Annotated in this window: 14 protein-coding genes and 1 tRNA gene; 4 read left to right on the forward strand and 11 right to left on the reverse strand. The window is 63.3% G+C overall.

Features of this window, described 5'->3' with window-relative positions:
* Positions 1-16: 16 nt before the first annotated feature.
* The 4 genes from pstA to AC1D1B_RS26835 form a co-directional block, all read right to left on the reverse strand.
* Positions 17-1333, reverse strand: a complete 1317-nt coding sequence (gene pstA, locus AC1D1B_RS26820) for a phosphate ABC transporter permease PstA (protein WP_477335924.1) — start codon at positions 1331-1333, stop codon at positions 17-19.
* On the reverse strand, positions 1330-2790 hold the full coding sequence (gene pstC, locus AC1D1B_RS26825) for a phosphate ABC transporter permease subunit PstC (protein ID WP_477335926.1): 1461 nt from the start codon (positions 2788-2790) through the stop codon (positions 1330-1332). The genes pstA and pstC overlap by 4 nt, the downstream gene beginning before the upstream one ends.
* A gap of 96 nt (positions 2791-2886) precedes the next feature.
* Complete coding sequence (locus AC1D1B_RS26830; protein ID WP_477335928.1) at positions 2887-3915, reverse strand: substrate-binding domain-containing protein; 1029 nt, start codon at positions 3913-3915, stop codon at positions 2887-2889.
* Positions 3916-4410: 495 nt separating this feature from the next.
* Entirely contained in the window at positions 4411-8967 is a 4557-nt protein-coding gene (locus AC1D1B_RS26835; RefSeq protein WP_477335930.1) for a PAS domain-containing protein, read from the reverse strand.
* 190 nt (positions 8968-9157) lie between these two features.
* Here AC1D1B_RS26835 and AC1D1B_RS26840 point away from each other — a divergent pair, with 190 nt between their 5' ends.
* Positions 9158-9511 (forward strand): hypothetical protein, encoded by a 354-nt coding sequence (locus AC1D1B_RS26840; RefSeq protein WP_477335932.1) that lies wholly within the window; start codon positions 9158-9160, stop codon positions 9509-9511.
* 17 nt (positions 9512-9528) lie between these two features.
* On the opposite strand, the gene AC1D1B_RS26845 is transcribed toward AC1D1B_RS26840, so the two are convergent.
* Positions 9529-10437 (reverse strand): DUF2865 domain-containing protein, encoded by a 909-nt coding sequence (locus AC1D1B_RS26845; protein WP_477335934.1) that lies wholly within the window; start codon positions 10435-10437, stop codon positions 9529-9531.
* A gap of 293 nt (positions 10438-10730) precedes the next feature.
* Here AC1D1B_RS26845 and AC1D1B_RS26850 point away from each other — a divergent pair, with 293 nt between their 5' ends.
* Positions 10731-10946: a hypothetical protein gene (locus tag AC1D1B_RS26850; RefSeq protein WP_477335936.1), complete on the forward strand. Its 216-nt coding sequence runs from the start codon at positions 10731-10733 to the stop codon at positions 10944-10946.
* Positions 10947-10957: 11 nt separating this feature from the next.
* Here the strand turns inward: AC1D1B_RS26850 and AC1D1B_RS26855 are convergent, their stop codons facing one another.
* The 6 genes from AC1D1B_RS26855 to AC1D1B_RS26880 all read right to left on the reverse strand — a co-directional run bounded on the left by AC1D1B_RS26855 (position 10958) and on the right by AC1D1B_RS26880 (position 14694).
* Positions 10958-11326, reverse strand: coding sequence for a hypothetical protein (locus AC1D1B_RS26855; protein WP_477335938.1), 369 nt, complete (start codon positions 11324-11326; stop codon positions 10958-10960).
* A gap of 232 nt (positions 11327-11558) precedes the next feature.
* Entirely contained in the window at positions 11559-12422 is an 864-nt protein-coding gene (locus AC1D1B_RS26860) for a glutathione S-transferase family protein (protein ID WP_477335940.1), read from the reverse strand.
* A 25-nt stretch (positions 12423-12447) separates the two neighbouring features.
* On the reverse strand, positions 12448-13029 hold the full coding sequence (locus AC1D1B_RS26865) for a VOC family protein (protein ID WP_181058030.1): 582 nt from the start codon (positions 13027-13029) through the stop codon (positions 12448-12450).
* A gap of 701 nt (positions 13030-13730) precedes the next feature.
* A tRNA-Glu gene (locus tag AC1D1B_RS26870) sits at positions 13731-13805 on the reverse strand.
* Between the two features lie 84 nt (positions 13806-13889).
* On the reverse strand, positions 13890-14303 hold the full coding sequence (locus tag AC1D1B_RS26875; protein ID WP_477335942.1) for a VOC family protein: 414 nt from the start codon (positions 14301-14303) through the stop codon (positions 13890-13892).
* 10 nt (positions 14304-14313) lie between these two features.
* Complete coding sequence (locus tag AC1D1B_RS26880; protein ID WP_477335944.1) at positions 14314-14694, reverse strand: fimbrial protein; 381 nt, start codon at positions 14692-14694, stop codon at positions 14314-14316.
* Between the two features lie 26 nt (positions 14695-14720).
* Here AC1D1B_RS26880 and AC1D1B_RS26885 point away from each other — a divergent pair, with 26 nt between their 5' ends.
* Positions 14721-15761 carry an RluA family pseudouridine synthase gene (locus AC1D1B_RS26885; protein WP_477335946.1) on the forward strand — a complete coding sequence of 347 codons (1041 nt, stop codon included), beginning with the start codon at positions 14721-14723 and terminating at the stop codon, positions 15759-15761.
* Between the two features lie 188 nt (positions 15762-15949).
* Positions 15950-16861 carry an RNA polymerase sigma factor RpoH gene (gene rpoH / locus AC1D1B_RS26890; RefSeq protein WP_181058020.1) on the forward strand — a complete coding sequence of 304 codons (912 nt, stop codon included), beginning with the start codon at positions 15950-15952 and terminating at the stop codon, positions 16859-16861.
* Positions 16862-16966: the final 105 nt, after the last annotated feature.

A 16966-nucleotide genomic window follows, 5' to 3' on the forward strand; every position in this document is an offset into this window, starting at 1 on the left:
CCAAATTGCCTTTTTTCTACCAGCGCCGCTCGAACCGGCGCCGAAGCACGATCGCGGTGATGTTCATGGCCATGAGGAAGACGAGCAGGATGATGATGGCGCCCGACATGCGCTCGACAAAAGCGCGTTCGGCCTCGTTTGCCCACATGTAGATCTGCACCGGCAGCGCGGTCGCCGGATCGAAAGGCGTCTTCGGATAGTCGGCGACGAAGGCGACCATGCCGATCAGAAGCAGCGGTGCTGTCTCGCCGAGCGCACGCGCCAGGCCGATGATGGTGCCGGTCAGGATGCCGGGTGCGGCAAGCGGCAGTATGTGCTGAAACACCATCTGCATCTTCGAGGCGCCAAGCCCAAGCGCTGCCGAGCGGATCGACGGCGGCACGGCGGCAAGGGCTGCGCGCGTGGCGATGATGATGGTCGGCAGTGTCATCAGCGTCAGCACCAGGCCGCCGACAAAGGCGGCCGAGCGCGGCATGCCGAGAAAGTTGATGAACACCGCAAGGCCAAGCAGACCGAAGACGATCGACGGCACCGCCGCCAGATTGTTGATGTTGACTTCGATCAGGTCAGTGAAGCGGTTCTTCTTGGCGAATTCCTCGAGATAGATGGAGGCGGCGACGCCGATCGGCAGCGCCAGGAGCAGCACGATCACCATCATGTAGAACGAGCCGATGATGGCCACGCCCATGCCCGACGTTTCCGGGCGGCTGGAAGCGCCATAGGTGAACAGGCCGGTGTTGAAATGCTCGGCCATCACGCCATCGGCCTTGAGCTTGTTCATCCACTCGATCTGCTGGTTGGACACCTTGCGTCGCGCTTCATCGACGCCGAGGTCGATCTGGCCCTTGAAGGCCGAGTCGAGGTTGGCGGCGGCCAGGATGTTGACGACGCGCGTCGTGCCGATCACCGACGGATCGGCGGACACGATGTCGCGCAGCTGCACGCGGGCGCCTTCCGACAGGAAACCCTTGAGCTTCAACATCATCGGCTTGTTGGCGGGATCGATGCCGAGCTTGGCCACCAGCGCGTTTTCGGCAAGCTTGGGATAGTTCGCCTTGATCAGCACATTCGGATCGGTGGCGCGCTTGTTCGAGGGATCGATCACCTTCTCGTCGAAGCTGATCGGCAGCGTCACCGTGGTCTGCCAGAAGGCGGTGTAGCCCTTCGAGACGATGGTGATCAACATGATGGCCAGGAACGCCAGGCCGACCGAGATCGCAATCACGCCATAGATGCGGAAACGGCGTTCGGCGGCGTAACGCGCCTTCAGCCCGATGTCGCGGCGCGGACGCGCAACGGCACCCGCCATCGTGTCCAGGGGGATGTCGGTCATTCGTACTGCTCCCGGTACTTGCGCACGATGTAGAGGGCCACGATGTTCATCACCAGCGTCAGCGCGAACAGCGTCAGGCCGAGCGCGAAGGCGACCAGCGTCTGCGGCGAGTTGAACTCAAGATCGCCGGTCAGCTGATTGACGATCTTGACGGTGATAGTCGTCATCGCTTCGAACGGGTTGATGGTGAGATTGGCGGCGACACCGGCCGCCAGGACGACGATCATCGTCTCGCCGATGGCGCGCGACGCGGTCAACAGGATCGCGCCGACGATGCCGGGAAGTGCGGCTGGCAGGATCACCCGCTTGATCGTCTCGGAGCGCGTGGCGCCGAGGCCGAGCGAGCCGTCACGCATGGCGCGCGGCACCGCCGTGATAATGTCGTCGGAAAGCGAGGACACGACCGGGATCAGCATGACGCCCATCACCAGGCCGGCGGTGAAGATGCTCTGGCCCTGGATGAAGGGCGAGCCGCCAGTGAGCGCCGCCGACAGATCGCGCAGGAACGGCCCGAGCGTGACCACGGCGAAGATGCCGTAGACGATGGTAGGGATACCGGCCAGCAGCTCCAACGCCGGCTTGACCACCGAGCGCACGCTACGCGAGGCATATTCGGACATGTAGACAGCCGACATCAGCCCGACCGGCACGGCCACCAGAAGAGCGACGGCGGCGATGTAGAGCGTGCCGGCGAGCAGCGGGATCAGGCCGAACTGGCCCTGGCTGCCGCCCGAGCCGGCAGCGGCGAAACGCGGATTCCAGACCGTGCCGAAGAAGAAGCTCATCGGCGACACACTTTCGAAGAAAGTGATGGTCTGGAACAGCATCGACAGCACGATGCCGACCGTTGTCAGGATGGCGATGGTCGAGGCCGCAAGCAGCCCCCACAGCATCAGCCTTTCGACATTGTTGCGCGCCCTGGCGCGCGGCGCGATCTGCCTCAGCGCATAAAAGGCGCCGGCGATCGACAGGGCGAAGGTCAGCACCGCGCCAAACCAGCTGAGCCGGTCCTGGACCGTGTTCGCGTCGACGGCGATCGGGATCATGTAATCCTGCGTATCGCTGGCCAGCGCCACGCCCTTGGCGATGAGCAGCGGCTGCAATTCAGCGAAGGTGGCGGGAAGCGGCGTACCGGCATCGAGCCGGCGCAGGCCCTTGGCGAGGCTCTTCACCAGGCTGGCATCGAGCGCTTCGCTGGCGACCTTGGAGTCGACGGTGCGCTCGGGCAGGGCGGCGTGGATGTGCCGGTCAAGATAGAAGGACGAGCCGATGTCCCAGACGGCGAGCAGCAGGACGGCAGGCAGGACGGCGAGCAGAAAAGCCCACCAGCCGTGATAGTGCGCGCGCGAATGCGGCTTTACCTTGCCGGTATCCTGCGCCGCGGCGCGCTGGCGGCCGATCACAAAGGCGACCACGCCGATGGCAATGACTATGGCGAGTACGAGCAAGGACGACATCACCCACCCCAGGGAAAGTTCAGATCGCCGCCGCCGTTGCGGCAAACGGCGAAATCAGGGCGCGGATTTGGTCCGCGCCCTGATTCAGTCAGTTGATTACATCGTCTTTCCAGCGGCGAAGGCGTCGCGCTGGCCCTGACGCTCGGCGTCGGGAGCGGAAACCAGGCCGTACTGGGCGAGCGGGCTTTCCGGGCCGATCATCTGGTCGTCAAGGAAGAACTCGACATATTCCTTGAGGCCGGGAACGACGCCGAGATGCGCCTTCTTGACGTAGAAGAACAGCGGGCGCGAAACCGGATATTTGCCGGTCGCGATCGTCTCGGTCGAAGGCACGATACCTTCCACTGTGGCGACCTTCAGCTTGTCGGCATTGTTCTCGTAGAAGGCGAGGCCGAACACGCCGACGCCGGTCTTGTTGGAGTCGATGCGGGCGAGCGTCTCGGTGTAGTCGCCGTCGATGTCGACAGCCTTGCCGTCCTTGCGGATCGCGATGCAGGTCTTGCCGATTTCCTTGTCGTCGGCGATGCCGGTGGCCTTGAGAGCGGCCTTGTCGCAGCCGGCGTCGAGCAGCTTGGTCTCGAACACTTCGCGGGTGCCGTGCTTTTCACCGGGGATGTAGGCGGCGATATCCCAGTCGGGCAGCTTCGGGTTGACCTGGTTCCACTTGGTGTTCGGATTGTCGACGAGCTTGCCGTCAACGACCAGCTTGGCGGCGAGCGCCTTGTAGACGTCGGCGGGAACCAGCGCCCAATCCGGGCCCTTGATGTCGGTGGCGAAGACGATGCCGTCATAGCCGATGCGGACTTCCTGGACTTCCTTCACGCCGGCGTCGGCGCAGGACTTCAGTTCGTCCTTCTTGATCGGACGCGAGGAGTTGGCGATGTCGATGGTGTCTTCGCCGACGCCCTTGCAGAATTCCTTGATGCCGGCGCCGCTGCCGCCGGACTCGACAACCGGGGTCTTGAAGTTGGTGAAGGTTTCGCCGAACTGCTCGGCGACGATCTTGGCGTAGGGTAGCACGGTCGACGAACCGGCGACCTGGATCTGGTCGCGCGCGGCGGCGACACCCGACGATGCGGCGAGCGCAAGCGCCACGGCCGACGCCGTAACGAGGAATTTCTTCATGTGGCCTGCTCCTGTTCGGAAGATGGTCTCTCGGCGCCCTCTTCAGCCGGCGCCCGCTGAGGCCAATAGCCTTCGATTATTACAGTCGCATGACAGTTTCGTGTCAGCCCGGTAACGTCGGATGGACGCACTGAAAACCGCAGCTGGCCGGCCTCTCCGGGAGAGCCGCAGTTTGCCGCTGGAATCATAAGCTTGCGGGATTTTGCGCCGGCATTTGTCCCGGCAGATCGCAGGCTGCGATGCCGAGAAAGAAAAACCGGACGGGAGCGCGTTGCCCGAGGCCAGAGCGTATCTTGGCCGAGCCATCGCCAAAAACAGGTCCGTTGGGGTAGATTTCGACGCTGTTTCTTTGTCGGCGGTCGCTTGCTCCCGCCCGTAACTGAATGAGCGGTTTCGTTGCCGCCATTTTCCCGACTGGGCGCAAGCTTTGATATGGTGCGATCGCACCATATCCCTGGACCTCGTGGTGCCGCCGAATCCGGTGCGGAAAATCCGCTAGCCGGCGTCTCGTTGGGCTTCGCCCGATATTCCGACCCAACGTTCGACCTTTTCGAGCAGTGCCTTGGGGCTGATCGGCTTGGGCAGATAGTCGTCCATGCCAGCTTCCAGGCAACGCTCGCGATCGCCCTTCAAGGCATGCGCGGTGACGCCGACGATCGGGATACGCGTGCCGCTCTCTTCCTCCAGCCGGCGAATCGCGGCGGTGGCTTCGAGCCCGTTCATCTCCGGCATCGAAACGTCCATCAGGATCATGCGCGGATTGAGCCGGCCGAAGGCGTCGAGCGCCTTGCGGCCATTGCCGACGATCTCGAAACTATAGCCGGTTTCACCGAGGATCTGGGTGAACACCATCTGGTTCACCTCATTGTCCTCGGCAACGAGGATGTCGAGCCCGCGTTCGTTGCCGCCTGCCCGGGCGCGGGCACGCACCGGCGGCGGATGCAGCTGGGCCCGCTCGGATGCGGCCCGTGCCGGCGGCGCCGACACCGGCTGCACCGTCGCCTGGCCGGAGCTGTCGCTTGCCGCGTGTTCCCCATCGCCACCTGCCGTGCCGTGGCGATGGCGCTGGATGGTCGCGACCAACGTCTCCAGCAACACCGAGGAGCGCGCCGGCTTGATCAGCTGCGCGTCGATACCGAGGTCGCGGTAGCTGGTGTTGGCGAGCGACTGGTCGACCGAGGTCAGCATGATGATCGGCGTGTCGGCCAGCCCTGCGGTGTTGCGCACGATGCGCGCCATTTCGGCGCCGCTCATCCCCGGCATCTGGTAGTCGAGCACGACGCAGTCGCCCGGCACGCCATAGGCAGCTGCGGCGACCAGCACCTTGAGCCCCTCGGGTCCGCTTTCGGCGGCGCAGGAATCGAACGTCCACGACACCATCTGCTCGGTCAGGATCGACCGGTTGACGGCGTTATCGTCGACGATCAGCACCCGCGCGCCGGTGACGTCCACCGGCATGATGCGCTGCCCCGTCTGCTGGCCGGCCCTGGGCAGCGTGACGGTGAACCAGAAGGTCGAGCCCTTGCCCTCGGCGCTCTCGACGCCGATCTCGCCGCCCATCAACTCGACCAGCCGCGAGGTGATGGCAAGGCCGAGCCCGGTGCCTTCGTGGCGCCTGGTCGACGAGGTATCGACCTGATTGAACTTTTCGAAGACGGCCTTGAGCTTTTCCTCCGGAATGCCGATGCCGGTGTCGGTGACCGAGATGGTGAGCCTGGTTCCGGTCGCAACCCTTGTCCCCGTGACATCGACCAGCACATGGCCTTCGTCGGTGAACTTCACCGCATTGCCGAGCAGATTGGTAACGATCTGCCTGAAGCGGCCGACATCGCCGATGAACAGGCTTTCCAGGCCCGGCTCGACGCGCACGATCAGCTCGAGATCCTTCTCCTTGGCACGTGTCGACACCAGTGTCGCCACATCCTCGATCGCCTCTGGCAGGTTGAACGGCGCGGGGTCGAGCACGAGCTGGCCGGCATCGATCTTGGAGAAATCCAATATGTCGTTGATGATGGTCAAAAGCGCGTTGCCTGACTTGACGATAATGTCGGTGAACGTCTTCTGCTTGGGATCGAGGTCGGATTTGGCGAGCAGCTCGGCCATGCCGAGCACGCCGTTCATCGGCGTGCGGATTTCGTGGCTCATATTGGCCAGGAATTCCGACTTGGCGCGGTCGGCGAGCACGGCGCGTTGGCGCGCCTCACGCAGCTCGGCCTCACGCATCTTCAATTCGGTAATGTCGGTGGTCGATCCGATCAGATAGAGCGAACCGTCGGAGGCGATCATCGCGCCCTTGCGCGCGAACTGGTGGCGCACATTGCCGCCGGCAAGCGTCACCGTCTCTTCGATCTCCTGTGTTTCGCCGGTGCGCAGCACGGCCATATCGCCGGCGACGAAGGCCTCACCGTCCGCGCCGAAGATCTCGACGTCGGTCTTGCCGATCGCCTCCTCCTTGCTCAGGCCGGTAAGGTCGCACCAGCCCTTGTTGACGTAGAACTGGCGCAGGTCCGAGCGCTTGGCGTAGATCGACACCGGCACGTTGTCGATGAGACTGCGGAACACCTCGTTCTCGCGCATGCTTTCTTCCAGCGCCTGCTCACGCGCCTTGACCTCGGTGATATCAGTGCTGGAGCCGACCAGATGCACCGACCCGTCTAGCGCCACCAGCCGGCTCTTGCGCGTCATCAACTGCCGCACGGTGCCGTCGCGGTGGGTGACGGGTTCCTCGATCTCCTTGACGCTGCCGGTGACAACGACCTCGGTGTCGTCATAGCTGTAGCTTTCGGCATCGTCGGCGCCGAACAGCTGGCGGTCGGTGCGGCCGATGACATCTTCCTTGGCGATGCCGGTCATGGCGCACCAGGCCTTGTTGACGAATTCGATGCTGAGATCCTGCGCCTTGATGAAGGCAGCGACCGGCAGCTCGTCCATGACATGGCGGAACAGGTCGATCTGGCGCATCGAATCCTGCAGGGCCTTTTCGCGGCTCTTGATGTCGGAAATGTCGACGCGCACGCCGATGAAGGTGCCGTCCTCGGTCCGCATGTCGTAGACCTGGTACCAGCGGCCGTCCGCATTGCGCCGTTCGTAGGAGGAGTTCGGCAAGTGGTAGCGGGCGAGGATGGCGTTGAGCCAAACATCGCGATCGCCATCATAGAGTCTGTCGATCTCGGGATCGCCGCTCGATCGGAAATAGCCGACCGAATGCCCCAGTTCCAGCGCGTCGCGGAAGCTGCTGCCGGGCTGCCATGCCGGCACCAGCGCCGGCAGCGTGTCCTGCAGCTTGCGGTTGGCGAAAACGAACTTGTCGTCGCGGTCGTAGATGATGACGGCGGCCGGTAGCGATTCCAGCACGGTGGCGAGGTTCTTGCGGGCGTCCTCGGCTTCCGTCTCGCGGCGCTTCATGTCGGAAATGTCGAACAGGAAACCGGCGACATAGTTGCGGCCACTGGGCATGCCGACGCGGTTCTTGCGCACGATGCGCGAGCGCCTGGCGCCCTCGACCTCGAAATTCTCCTCGACCTCGTAGGGCGTGCCTGTCGCCAGTACGGCGCGTTCACTGTCTTCGAACAGCGCGGCGTCCCTCCCCGGCATGAAGTCGCCGCCAGGCCTGCCAAGCATGGCCTGCGGCGTCTGTCCGAACAGCGCAGAAAACGCCTCGTTGACGAAGACGAAGCGCAGATTGTCGTCCTTGACGAAAATCGGGTCCTCGACGGCGTTGATCACTGCTTCAGCCAGCCGTGATTTTTCCAGTGCCTCGGCGAGCTCGGCCTCACGGTCCTTCATGTCGGTGACGTCGACGTAAGAGATCAGCCTTTTGCCGCCGGCGAGCGGCGCCGTCGAGCAGATCAAGGTGCGGCCGTCATTGCGCGGCAGCTGCCGCGATCCGGCAATGCCGGCGCGGATCTCCGCCTCGCGCTCGGCAATGTGCTGTTGCCAGGCCGCTTCGTCCTGCCCAAACGGATCGATGCCACGGCTGGCCTCCATCAGCGTGCGGAAGCTGCAGCCGATGCCGGCCTGCTTGGCATCGATCTGCCAGAAATCGTAGAAGGCGCGATTGATCACTTCGGCGCGCAATTCGGCGTCGACGACGACGACGCCGATCGGCATCTGGTCGACCATCGTGCGCAGATTGGCGAAGGTCTCGGCGGTCCTGGCGTTGGCGCTTTCGATCGCGGCGTCGCGAAGTGTCAGCTCGGTGACGTCGTAATAGGTCAACAGCCGCTTGCCGCCGGACAGCGCCGTGACCGAGAACATCATCGTGCGGCCGTTGGCGTGGGTGAACTCGCGCGGCGCAACCGAGCCGGCGCGGATCTCCTCGATGCGGGTGGCAAGGTAATGCTGCCACTGCTGTTCATCGAGATCGCCATAGATGCCGTTGCGGCGGTTGAGCTCCATCAGGAGGCTGAACGGCGCGCCGACCGTGACGGCGCCGTCGGGAATCCTTGAGAGGTCGCGATAGGCCTTGTTGACGATGAGCGTGTCGAGCTTGGCATCGAGCAGCACGACGCCCATATGCATGGCATCCATGGTCCGCTCGAGGTCGGCGAGATGCTGCGTGCTCTCGGCTGCGGCCGGCGGCACCTGCCGAAGGTCGTCCAGCGTACCGGCCAGCGCCGTGACGTTGCGGCCAATGCCGCGATAGCCGGTAAACTCGCCCTCGCTGTCGAACCGGGGAAAGCCGGTGATCGAAACCCAGCGGCAGCCCGGGCGGCCACCTTTCAATTCATAGACGAAGTCACGAAACGGCCGATGCGCCTGCAGATCCTCCAGATGCGCGGCGGCGTGTCGATTGCCGTCCACCGTCTGCTTGAGGAAATCGAAGCGGAAGCGGCCAAGAATGCTGGCGGGATCGATGCCGGTGGCGGCCTGGTAATGTTCCGAAAGCCAGGAAAAGCGCAGTTCGGCGTCGGTCTCCCAGACCCAGTCAGCACCGGCCTCGACCAGTTGGCGCAGCGCTTCGGGTGAAGCCCCGACGGACGTATCCTCGCCGTTCACAGCCCCTTTTCGGGAACCGCGTCCGCCGCGTGTTCCAACTGTCCCGTCAGCCATCCCGTTCCCACCCCGAAAGCCAAGGCCGAACCCCCTCAGCGGCTCGCCGGCGGAATGTGCCCGAGAAGCATTAATGATCCGCTAACCATAACGCATCCAAACTGCGGCCAGAGCCCACATTGCCCTGCGGTATTCCGCCGGTTGTCGGCGGAACCCCGGCCGGGCTATAAGTCGGCAGGGGGTGTTGCTGATGACTGGATGGATCGTGCCTTGTTTCCTGGGCCTGGCGCTGCTTGCGAGCAGCGGCTGTGCGCGCAGCTATGACGGCACGGTCGTGATCCCGAGGCCGCTGGATATCAGGCGGGTCTGGGATCGCGATCCGTCGCAGACCGAGGCCAGCAAGATGCAGGCGGCAGCTGGTGTGTTTCCAACGGCACCGCCGCAGGAGCCGTACCGGCCGGCGGTTCGGCGGCAGACGACCAAGGTCGTGCCAAGACGGCACGTCAGGTCCAGCCCGCCCAGCATGGCTTCCGAACCGGCCAACCCGCTTACCTGCAAGAATGTCAGCGAACCCGGCAAACGCTACAAGATGGTCTGCGAATAGCTGGCACTAGGCGCAGGTTACTCCGACGGGAAGAAAGCCGGCCCGACCATCCTGACTGGCCGCTCGCCGGCCAACGACACGACCGACTGCTGCTGGGCAGCGCCCCTGGCCTCCGGGGCATCGGCGTCGATCCGGGGGATTTGCGCAACGGTGCCGAGATCCGGCTTTGCCGACGGCAGGGGAATGATGGCGTTGCTCATATTGGCTGGCGTCACCGTGCGCGCTCTCAGTTCGGCGACACGCCTGGAATAGCGCTTGACGTCACATGTCCGGAAAGTCGCATCGTCGCGGTATTTGAAGGCCGCCGGCAGATCCTTGTAGGGTTTGCGCGTACCGAGCGCGACCATCTCTTCGGTTTCAAGGCTTGGGTCGCCGAGCGTGTACAGGTCGACGCCGGCATCGTCGCAGATGTAGCGGCACTGATCGACCATCTCCTTGACATCGTCGCCTTGCACGAACTGCGATTTCGGTGCCGGGAAGAAATAGCCGTCGGACAGGCGAACGCAAAACAGCATCGAATTGCTGCCGATCATGGCGCCCGCCGGGCGCTGTCTCTGTTGCCCGGCGGCGGGCGCACAGCCGAGCGCGACGAGCCTGGCCTGCAGCCCGGACGTATCCCGGCCCGAAATCGCGGCGCCGGCAATCTGGCGTTGCACCTGCGCGCGGCTTTTGGCGAGGTCGGCGCAAGCGTTGAAGAAGCCGCCCGTCGCACTTTGCGCCGTGCAGCGGCGTTGCCTCTCCAGGCCCTGGATCGCCGCAAGCTGGCGGCGCAGCTGCGCAAGCTCGGGGCTGATCCCGCCGCTGCGGCCGGACGACACCATCTGGCCTCTGAGTGCGGCGCATGGATCGGCAAGGGAAGCCGAGCTTCCGAGGACGGTCGCCGTCATCGACACCAGGGCGAAGATCACGACTAGCCACAAACGCATCATCGGCGCCCCTGGTCCTTGTACCCTGTGGAGCCGATAGCCGCTCCAGCCGATTGAGCCTCAATACGTGAGGCAAGTCTAATTAAGAGGAAGCCAGCAACGGCCATGTATTTACGCCAAGTGTATTATGCCGAATGCTGTAAACTCGCTATTACACTTTTGTTTCAAGATTGAGACGAAGCCAGGCATCGACAATGGCCGGGCCGCAGCCCGATCAATCACGCGTTATCGGCCCTTGCGGTTGAAACCTTTCTCCGCTGTCCCGCGTTGTGTCAGACAAAAGGAGACCGAAGATGTCTATTCACTTCACTGTCTCTGGCCTGACCAAGAACCTGTTCCACTCGCTGGGGCTGGACCATGAACGGGCGCCAAGGGCGCTCGATCCCGAGCAGAGCCTGCTGCTGGAATGCTATCTCGCGGGCCAGATTCCCGAATCGGCGTGGGCCGACTACGTCTTCGAGACACCAGACCTGCAACGGCATGTCGACATAAGGCGCCGGCACAACTGAGTGACGCTCGCTTATTGCTTGGGCGAGGCGAACTGCATGGTGAAGACATTGCCAGCTACGCCTTGTGCAAGCTTGGACGAAAAGCTCAGCGGCAGACATTTCTGCAGAGCAGTGGTTGCGGCGTCGACAAACGACTTCTTGGCATTGGCGTCGCCGTCGACCTTGATCGCCGTCGGTCGCGGCGGACCGATCAGCGTGCCGTCGCGCTTGAAGCTGAAGCTCAAGGTAACGCTGGCATTTCCAGCATCGGCCGGCGGCGTCCAGCACGCCTGGATCGCATCGCCGACCTCGCTCATCGTATCGAGCGGTGCAGCATTGGACGGGTAGCGTCCGGCCAACACAACACCGGCAACCGCAAACAATCTCGCCACGCCCTTCATCGCAAAGCTCCTCGTACCTCGGCCGCCAGGCATGATGGTAGGGTCGAAGCCGGCAATGGCAATATGCCTGATGTCAGACTCTATGGCAGAGCGCGGGGACGCGTCTTATGGCGCATCGGCGAAAAGCAAAAAGGCCGGCATTGCGCCGACCTTTCCTTCCACTTCGGCGCCAGTACATCCGTGGTCGCAGGGTGGATTGCCCTCAATAGACAGGGCTTTGGTTAACGAATCCTTAGCTTTGCGCGCTGGCTTGTGATTTCACATAGGCGATGTAGCCGCGCACATCGCCAGCCGGCTCGGCATAGGCCTTGCCGAGTTTCTTCTCGATGGCCGCCATATACTCCTTCGCCCATTTGGGCAGCGCGTAGTCGATGACGGCCAGGAACTCGAGTGTCGATGCCAGGCGGATGTCGGCGATCGACGGGTACTTGCCGCCGATGAACGGCTTGCCGTCCCTGAAGAAGGAGTGAAACACCTCCAGCGGCTCGGCAATCGCCGCCATGGCCGCCTTCTGCGCCTCGGACTTCTTGTCCGGATGGGCGTCGCTGTGGCCGACCTCGCCGGCATAGTGCGGGAAACCCAGCGCCGGATAGGTGGCGCGCGCCACATAGGGGTAGAGCGTGCCGATCAGGTAGAACATGGCGCTGTCGACCATCGCCCGCTTGGCCGGCGCCTTGGGATAGAATTTCTCCAGCCCGTGCTTGTTGGCGAGATACTGCATGATGGCGCAGCTCTCCCACAGCACGCCTCTGGGGAGACCTTTGTCCTCGATCATCGGTGTCAGATGCGCGGGATTGCGCGCCATATATTCGGGCGAGCGCGTGTGGCCCCAGGCATCGGTCTCGGCGGCGTCGAAGCCGGCCGCACGGGCAAACACCCGAACGGTCATGTTGTTGACGCTCGGCTTCAGCATGCTGATCTTCAGCGCCGGCTTCTTCGCAGACTTGGCCTTTGCCTTTGGCGCTACCGGCTTTGCCGCTGCTTTCGCAGCCGGCTTTGCGGCTGCCTTGGGTGAGGCCTTTGCGGATGCCTTCGCCGCAGGCTTGGCGGCAGCTTTTGCCGCAGGTTTCTTCGCGCTCTTCACTGTCTTTGCCATCGTGGTCCTCCCCTTTGTGTGGCCGTCAGTATGGATTCTTCGGTGCCCGGTCGTCCGACAAGGTCGCGCGGGAACTCTCCACCAACGCCTGGATGGCGTCGGCAAGATGCACTTCGGCAATGTTGTAGTCGCCGCGCGCGACGCGCAGCTTGTGCGCCTGCATCAGTACATCGGCATGGGTGAATCCCGCCGGCGGCTCGAAGCGGTAGGACGCGAGCTCGATCAACAGGCCGAGAGGATCCTCGAAATAGATCGAATCCATGAAGCCGCGATCCTTGACGCCGCTGTGCTTGATGCCGCGCTCGTCGAGCCGGGCGACTGCCTGCAGGAAGGTGACGCGCGACACCGAAAAGGCGATGTGATGCACACAGCCCATATCGGTCGGCGTGCGCCGCTTCACCGGCGTGCGGCTCTCATCGGTAAAGATGGTGATCAGCCTCCCGTCGCCGGGATCGAAATAGAGATGGCTTTCGCTCGCCTTGTCCAGATTGGGCTGCTCGAAGATGAACGGCATGCCGAGCACGCCTTCCCAGAAATCGATCGATGTCTGGCGGCCGGCACCGACGAGCGTGATGTGATGGACGCCCTGCGATTGCAGTTTCTGCATCGGTCTTCTCCTCGCCGACCCATCGCCTTCCAGGGCGAGCTTGGATCCTGCCAAATCATACCATCGCCGCACGCCATGCGCGCGGCGGATGTGCATGCCTGGCGGCTTTTCCCTATCTGTTCCCCGGCGTTCTGCGCGCCGCAACGAGCCCTTGGCAAGGCTTCGCACAATGATGCTAGTGCAATTGGCAGCGACGCGCCAGAAGCGACCATGTCGACCGGCGTATGGCGGTGAAGACGAAAAAAGGGCCAAGCGTTCAAGGTTGAAGGACGTTGGCTACGCGACAGCTCTGAGCTCGGCCTCCGTCAACGTGCCCACGCCTGCGCATTCGGCGCATGCCATGGTCTGCCCCGGGCAGCCTGTTCGATGCGTTCCTTGCGGGCAGCAATGCCCTTTTGACGCATACCATCTGGAGCAATCGAAAATCTTCCCGCTGCCGTGGCAGTGCGGGCATGTCATTGTCACCGAGCTCATTACCTGCTTTACCCGACCCAAATCCGCGTTGCCGCAGATGCTGCCCCCGCACCGCAAGTAACAGAGATTGCTACGCTTTCAAGCGTCGCGGCCTGACTTAAATTGGGTGTATTCGGGTGCACGGACTAGCCGGCTTTCGCTGATACCGCCGCCCCCTCGCGGTCGAACGCGATCCGCGTGGCAGCTTGTCTGAAATTGTGGAGGGAAGAAACGGCCCAGCCGTTGTTTGGTACGCCCAAGGGGAATCGAACCCCTGTTCCCGCCGTGAGAGGGCGGTGTCCTGACCGCTAGACGATGGGCGCGTTCAAGAACCGGCGATATAGGCTGACGGCTGGGAAAAAGCAACCGGGCTTTGAGCGGTTCGGACGAACGGCTGAATTGGCCGCTCAGACCTGGCGCTTCGGCTCGATCAGATCCCACAGATTGCCATACAAATCGGCGAACACCGCCACCGTGCCGTAAGGCTCGAGACGCGGCGCTTCGCGAAAGTCGACGCCCTTTTCCAGCATTGCCTTGTGGTCGCGGGCAAAATCGTCGGTTTCGAGGAACAGGAAGACGCGGCCGCCGGTCTGGTTGCCGATGCTCTTCTGTTGCTTCTCGCCGTCAGCTTCGGCGAGAAGCAGCCTGGCGCCCTGACCGTTGGCCGGCGCCACTGTCACCCAGCGCTTGCCGCCGCCGAGATCGACATCTTCGGTAAGCAGAAAGCCCAGCCGTTCGACATACCAGGCGATCGCCTCATCGTAACTGGCGACGACGAGCGTGACGGTCGCGACACGGCGATGTTCGGCAAACCCGGTCATGCCTGTAGGCTCACTTGTTGCGGATGGCGAAGCGGCCGATGATACGGCGCTCGGCGATGTCGTAGATGAAAATGGCACGGCTGCCGTCGCTGAGCTCGGCGTCGATTGAAATGCGATTGCCCGACAGCGCCTGGCTGATCACCTTGGCTCCTACCGGCAGCACGATGTCGGCCGTGAGCGGCTCGCCGGGCGGTACTGGAATGTCGCTGGCGAGCGGCGGGTTCGTGGGCGGCGCTTTGCGCGATTTGTAGACAATGGCCGCGATCACCACCATAAGGGCCAGCAAAAGCAGGCCGAGATTGATGGCCATGAAGCGGATGAGCCTGCCGCGCACCTTTTCGATCTCGGGATCGAGCGGCTTTTCTTCTTCATCGGCAACGGGCCGGGCCATGGCAGAACTTTCCGGAACTTTTTTCGATGAGCGCTCATAACGAAGAGACCAGACAATTCATAGAGGCGCCGCCAACCGTGCTCGAAGCCGGCGCGGAAGCGGCCGGCCAGCGCCTCGACCAGTGGCTGGCGGCCGCGCTTGGCCCCGATATGTCGCGCAGCCGAGTGCAGATGCTGATCCGGCAAGGTGCCGTTTCGATCGATGGCAAGCCGATCGACGAGACCAAGCGCAAGATGGTCGCTGGCGAGCGTGTAGCTGTACTAATGCCCGAACCGGAGCCGGCCGAGCCGCAAGGCGAGAACATCGCGCTGGACGTGCTCTACGAGGACGACGAGTTGATCGTCATCAACAAACCGGCCGGCCTCGTCGTCCATCCCGGCGCCGGCAACTGGACCGGCACGCTGGTCAACGCGCTGATCCATCATTGCGGCGACAGTCTTTCGGGCATCGGCGGCGTCAGGCGGCCCGGCATCGTCCATCGCCTCGACAAGGAGACCAGCGGCGTCATGGTGGTGGCCAAGACCGACCGCGCCCACAAGGCGCTGTCGGAGGCCTTGGCCGACCATGGCCGCACCGGTGATCTCGAACGCGCCTATCTGGCGCTGGTCTGGGGCATCCCCTCGCGGCCGTCGGGAACGGTCGACGCACCGCTTGGCCGCGCCGCCGACCGCGTGCGCCGCGCCGTGGTGCCGGAAGGCCGCGACGACGCCCGCCATGCCGTCACCCATTTCTCCGTGAAGGAGCGTTTCGGCGAGGACCAGCAGGCGTTCGCCACCGCCAGTCTGGTCGAATGCCGGTTGGAAACCGGCCGCACCCACCAGATTCGCGTCCACATGGCCCATATCGGCCATCCCGTCATCGGCGACCCCGACTACGGCCAGGCCTTCCGCACCAAGGCCAACCGGCTGCCGGAACCGTTGAAAGGTCAGGTCAAGGCGTTTTCCCGCCAGGCTTTGCATGCCTGGCTCCTTGCATTTCGACACCCGACTACCCATTTGTCGATGAGGTTCGAGGCGCCGATACCGGGGGATATGGAGGAACTCGTCGGCGGCTTTCGGAAGCTCTGAACCAGCCAGCTAAAACCTGAGCGGCATTGTTCACTTTGGCGTGACACACTGTTTCGTGTTGAACAAATGCCTGTCTTTTCTGGTTTTGTTCCTGTATAAATCACCTGTCGCGGGGGAGCCTTTTGGTGCTCGCGTCACATGCCCGCCGCGTTTCGGGGGCATCACTCCAATAGAGAGGGGGCGCTATCATGGCCCAGTCATTACCCAGTATCGTTTCCGGCGAAGGCGGCCTCAGCCGCTACCTGGAAGAAATCCGCCGCTTTCCCATGCTTCAGCCGCAGGAAGAGTACATGCTCGCCAAGCGTTACGCCGAGCATGAAGACACTTCCGCTGCGCACAAGCTCGTCACCAGCCACCTTCGGCTCGTCGCCAAGATCGCCATGGGCTATCGCGGCTACGGCCTGCCGATCGGCGAAGTGATCTCGGAAGGCAATGTCGGCCTGATGCAGGCCGTCAAGAAATTCGAACCCGAGCGTGGCTTCCGCCTTGCGACCTACGCCATGTGGTGGATCAAGGCCTCGATCCAGGAGTACATCCTGCGCTCGTGGAGCCTGGTCAAGATGGGCACGACCGCCAATCAGAAGCGCCTGTTCTTCAACCTGCGCAAGGTGAAGGGCAAGATCCAGGCGCTCGACGATGGCGACTTGAAGCCCGACCAGATCGCCGAGATCGCCACCAGGCTGAATGTCTCCGAAGCCGAAGTCGTGTCGATGAACCGCCGCCTGTCGGGCGACGCGTCGCTCAACGCGCCGATCCGCGCCAGCGAAGGTGAATCCGGCGAATGGCAGGACTGGCTGGTCGACGACCACGAAAGCCAGGAAGAGATGCTGATCGAGCAGGACGAGCTGGAAAACCGGCGCGGCATGCTGTCGGGCGCTCTGGCCGTGCTCAACGATCGTGAACGGCGCATCTTCGAGGCCCGTCGCCTCGCCGAAGAGCCGCTGACCCTGGAAGAGTTGTCGGCCGAGTTCGACATCAGCCGCGAGCGCGTGCGCCAGATCGAGGTGCGCGCCTTCGAGAAGGTGCAGGACGCGGTCAAGGCGGCCGCCAAGCGCCAGATGCAGGCTCTGCGCACGATTGAGGCGCAGCCCGCGGCTTAAGGCCAGGTTCGGTTACGAAACAAAGGCGGCGCCAGGAAACTGGCGCCGCTTTTTTTGTGTCTGGTGGGTGCGGCAGCGATTGGCGAAAGCATTCGTGACATCCAA

The organism is Mesorhizobium sp. P2_C5_2 (assembly GCF_056404535.1).

Coding starts and splice junctions, on each gene's coding strand:
- AC1D1B_RS26880 (WP_477335944.1), bottom strand. CDS start 14,694: ATGGCCCGGCCCGTTGCCGATGAAGAAGAAAAGCCGCTCGATCCCGAG.
- AC1D1B_RS26855 (WP_477335938.1), bottom strand. CDS start 11,326: ATGAAGGGCGTGGCGAGATTGTTTGCGGTTGCCGGTGTTGTGTTGGCC.
- pstC (WP_477335926.1), bottom strand. CDS start 2,790: ATGTCGTCCTTGCTCGTACTCGCCATAGTCATTGCCATCGGCGTGGTC.
- AC1D1B_RS26860 (WP_477335940.1), bottom strand. CDS start 12,422: ATGGCAAAGACAGTGAAGAGCGCGAAGAAACCTGCGGCAAAAGCTGCC.
- AC1D1B_RS26875 (WP_477335942.1), bottom strand. CDS start 14,303: ATGACCGGGTTTGCCGAACATCGCCGTGTCGCGACCGTCACGCTCGTC.
- AC1D1B_RS26850 (WP_477335936.1), top strand. CDS start 10,731: ATGTCTATTCACTTCACTGTCTCTGGCCTGACCAAGAACCTGTTCCAC.
- rpoH (WP_181058020.1), top strand. CDS start 15,950: ATGGCCCAGTCATTACCCAGTATCGTTTCCGGCGAAGGCGGCCTCAGC.
- AC1D1B_RS26835 (WP_477335930.1), bottom strand. CDS start 8,967: ATGGCTGACGGGACAGTTGGAACACGCGGCGGACGCGGTTCCCGAAAA.
- AC1D1B_RS26830 (WP_477335928.1), bottom strand. CDS start 3,915: ATGAAGAAATTCCTCGTTACGGCGTCGGCCGTGGCGCTTGCGCTCGCC.
- pstA (WP_477335924.1), bottom strand. CDS start 1,333: ATGACCGACATCCCCCTGGACACGATGGCGGGTGCCGTTGCGCGTCCG.
- AC1D1B_RS26840 (WP_477335932.1), top strand. CDS start 9,158: ATGACTGGATGGATCGTGCCTTGTTTCCTGGGCCTGGCGCTGCTTGCG.
- AC1D1B_RS26885 (WP_477335946.1), top strand. CDS start 14,721: ATGAGCGCTCATAACGAAGAGACCAGACAATTCATAGAGGCGCCGCCA.
- AC1D1B_RS26845 (WP_477335934.1), bottom strand. CDS start 10,437: ATGCGTTTGTGGCTAGTCGTGATCTTCGCCCTGGTGTCGATGACGGCG.
- AC1D1B_RS26865 (WP_181058030.1), bottom strand. CDS start 13,029: ATGCAGAAACTGCAATCGCAGGGCGTCCATCACATCACGCTCGTCGGT.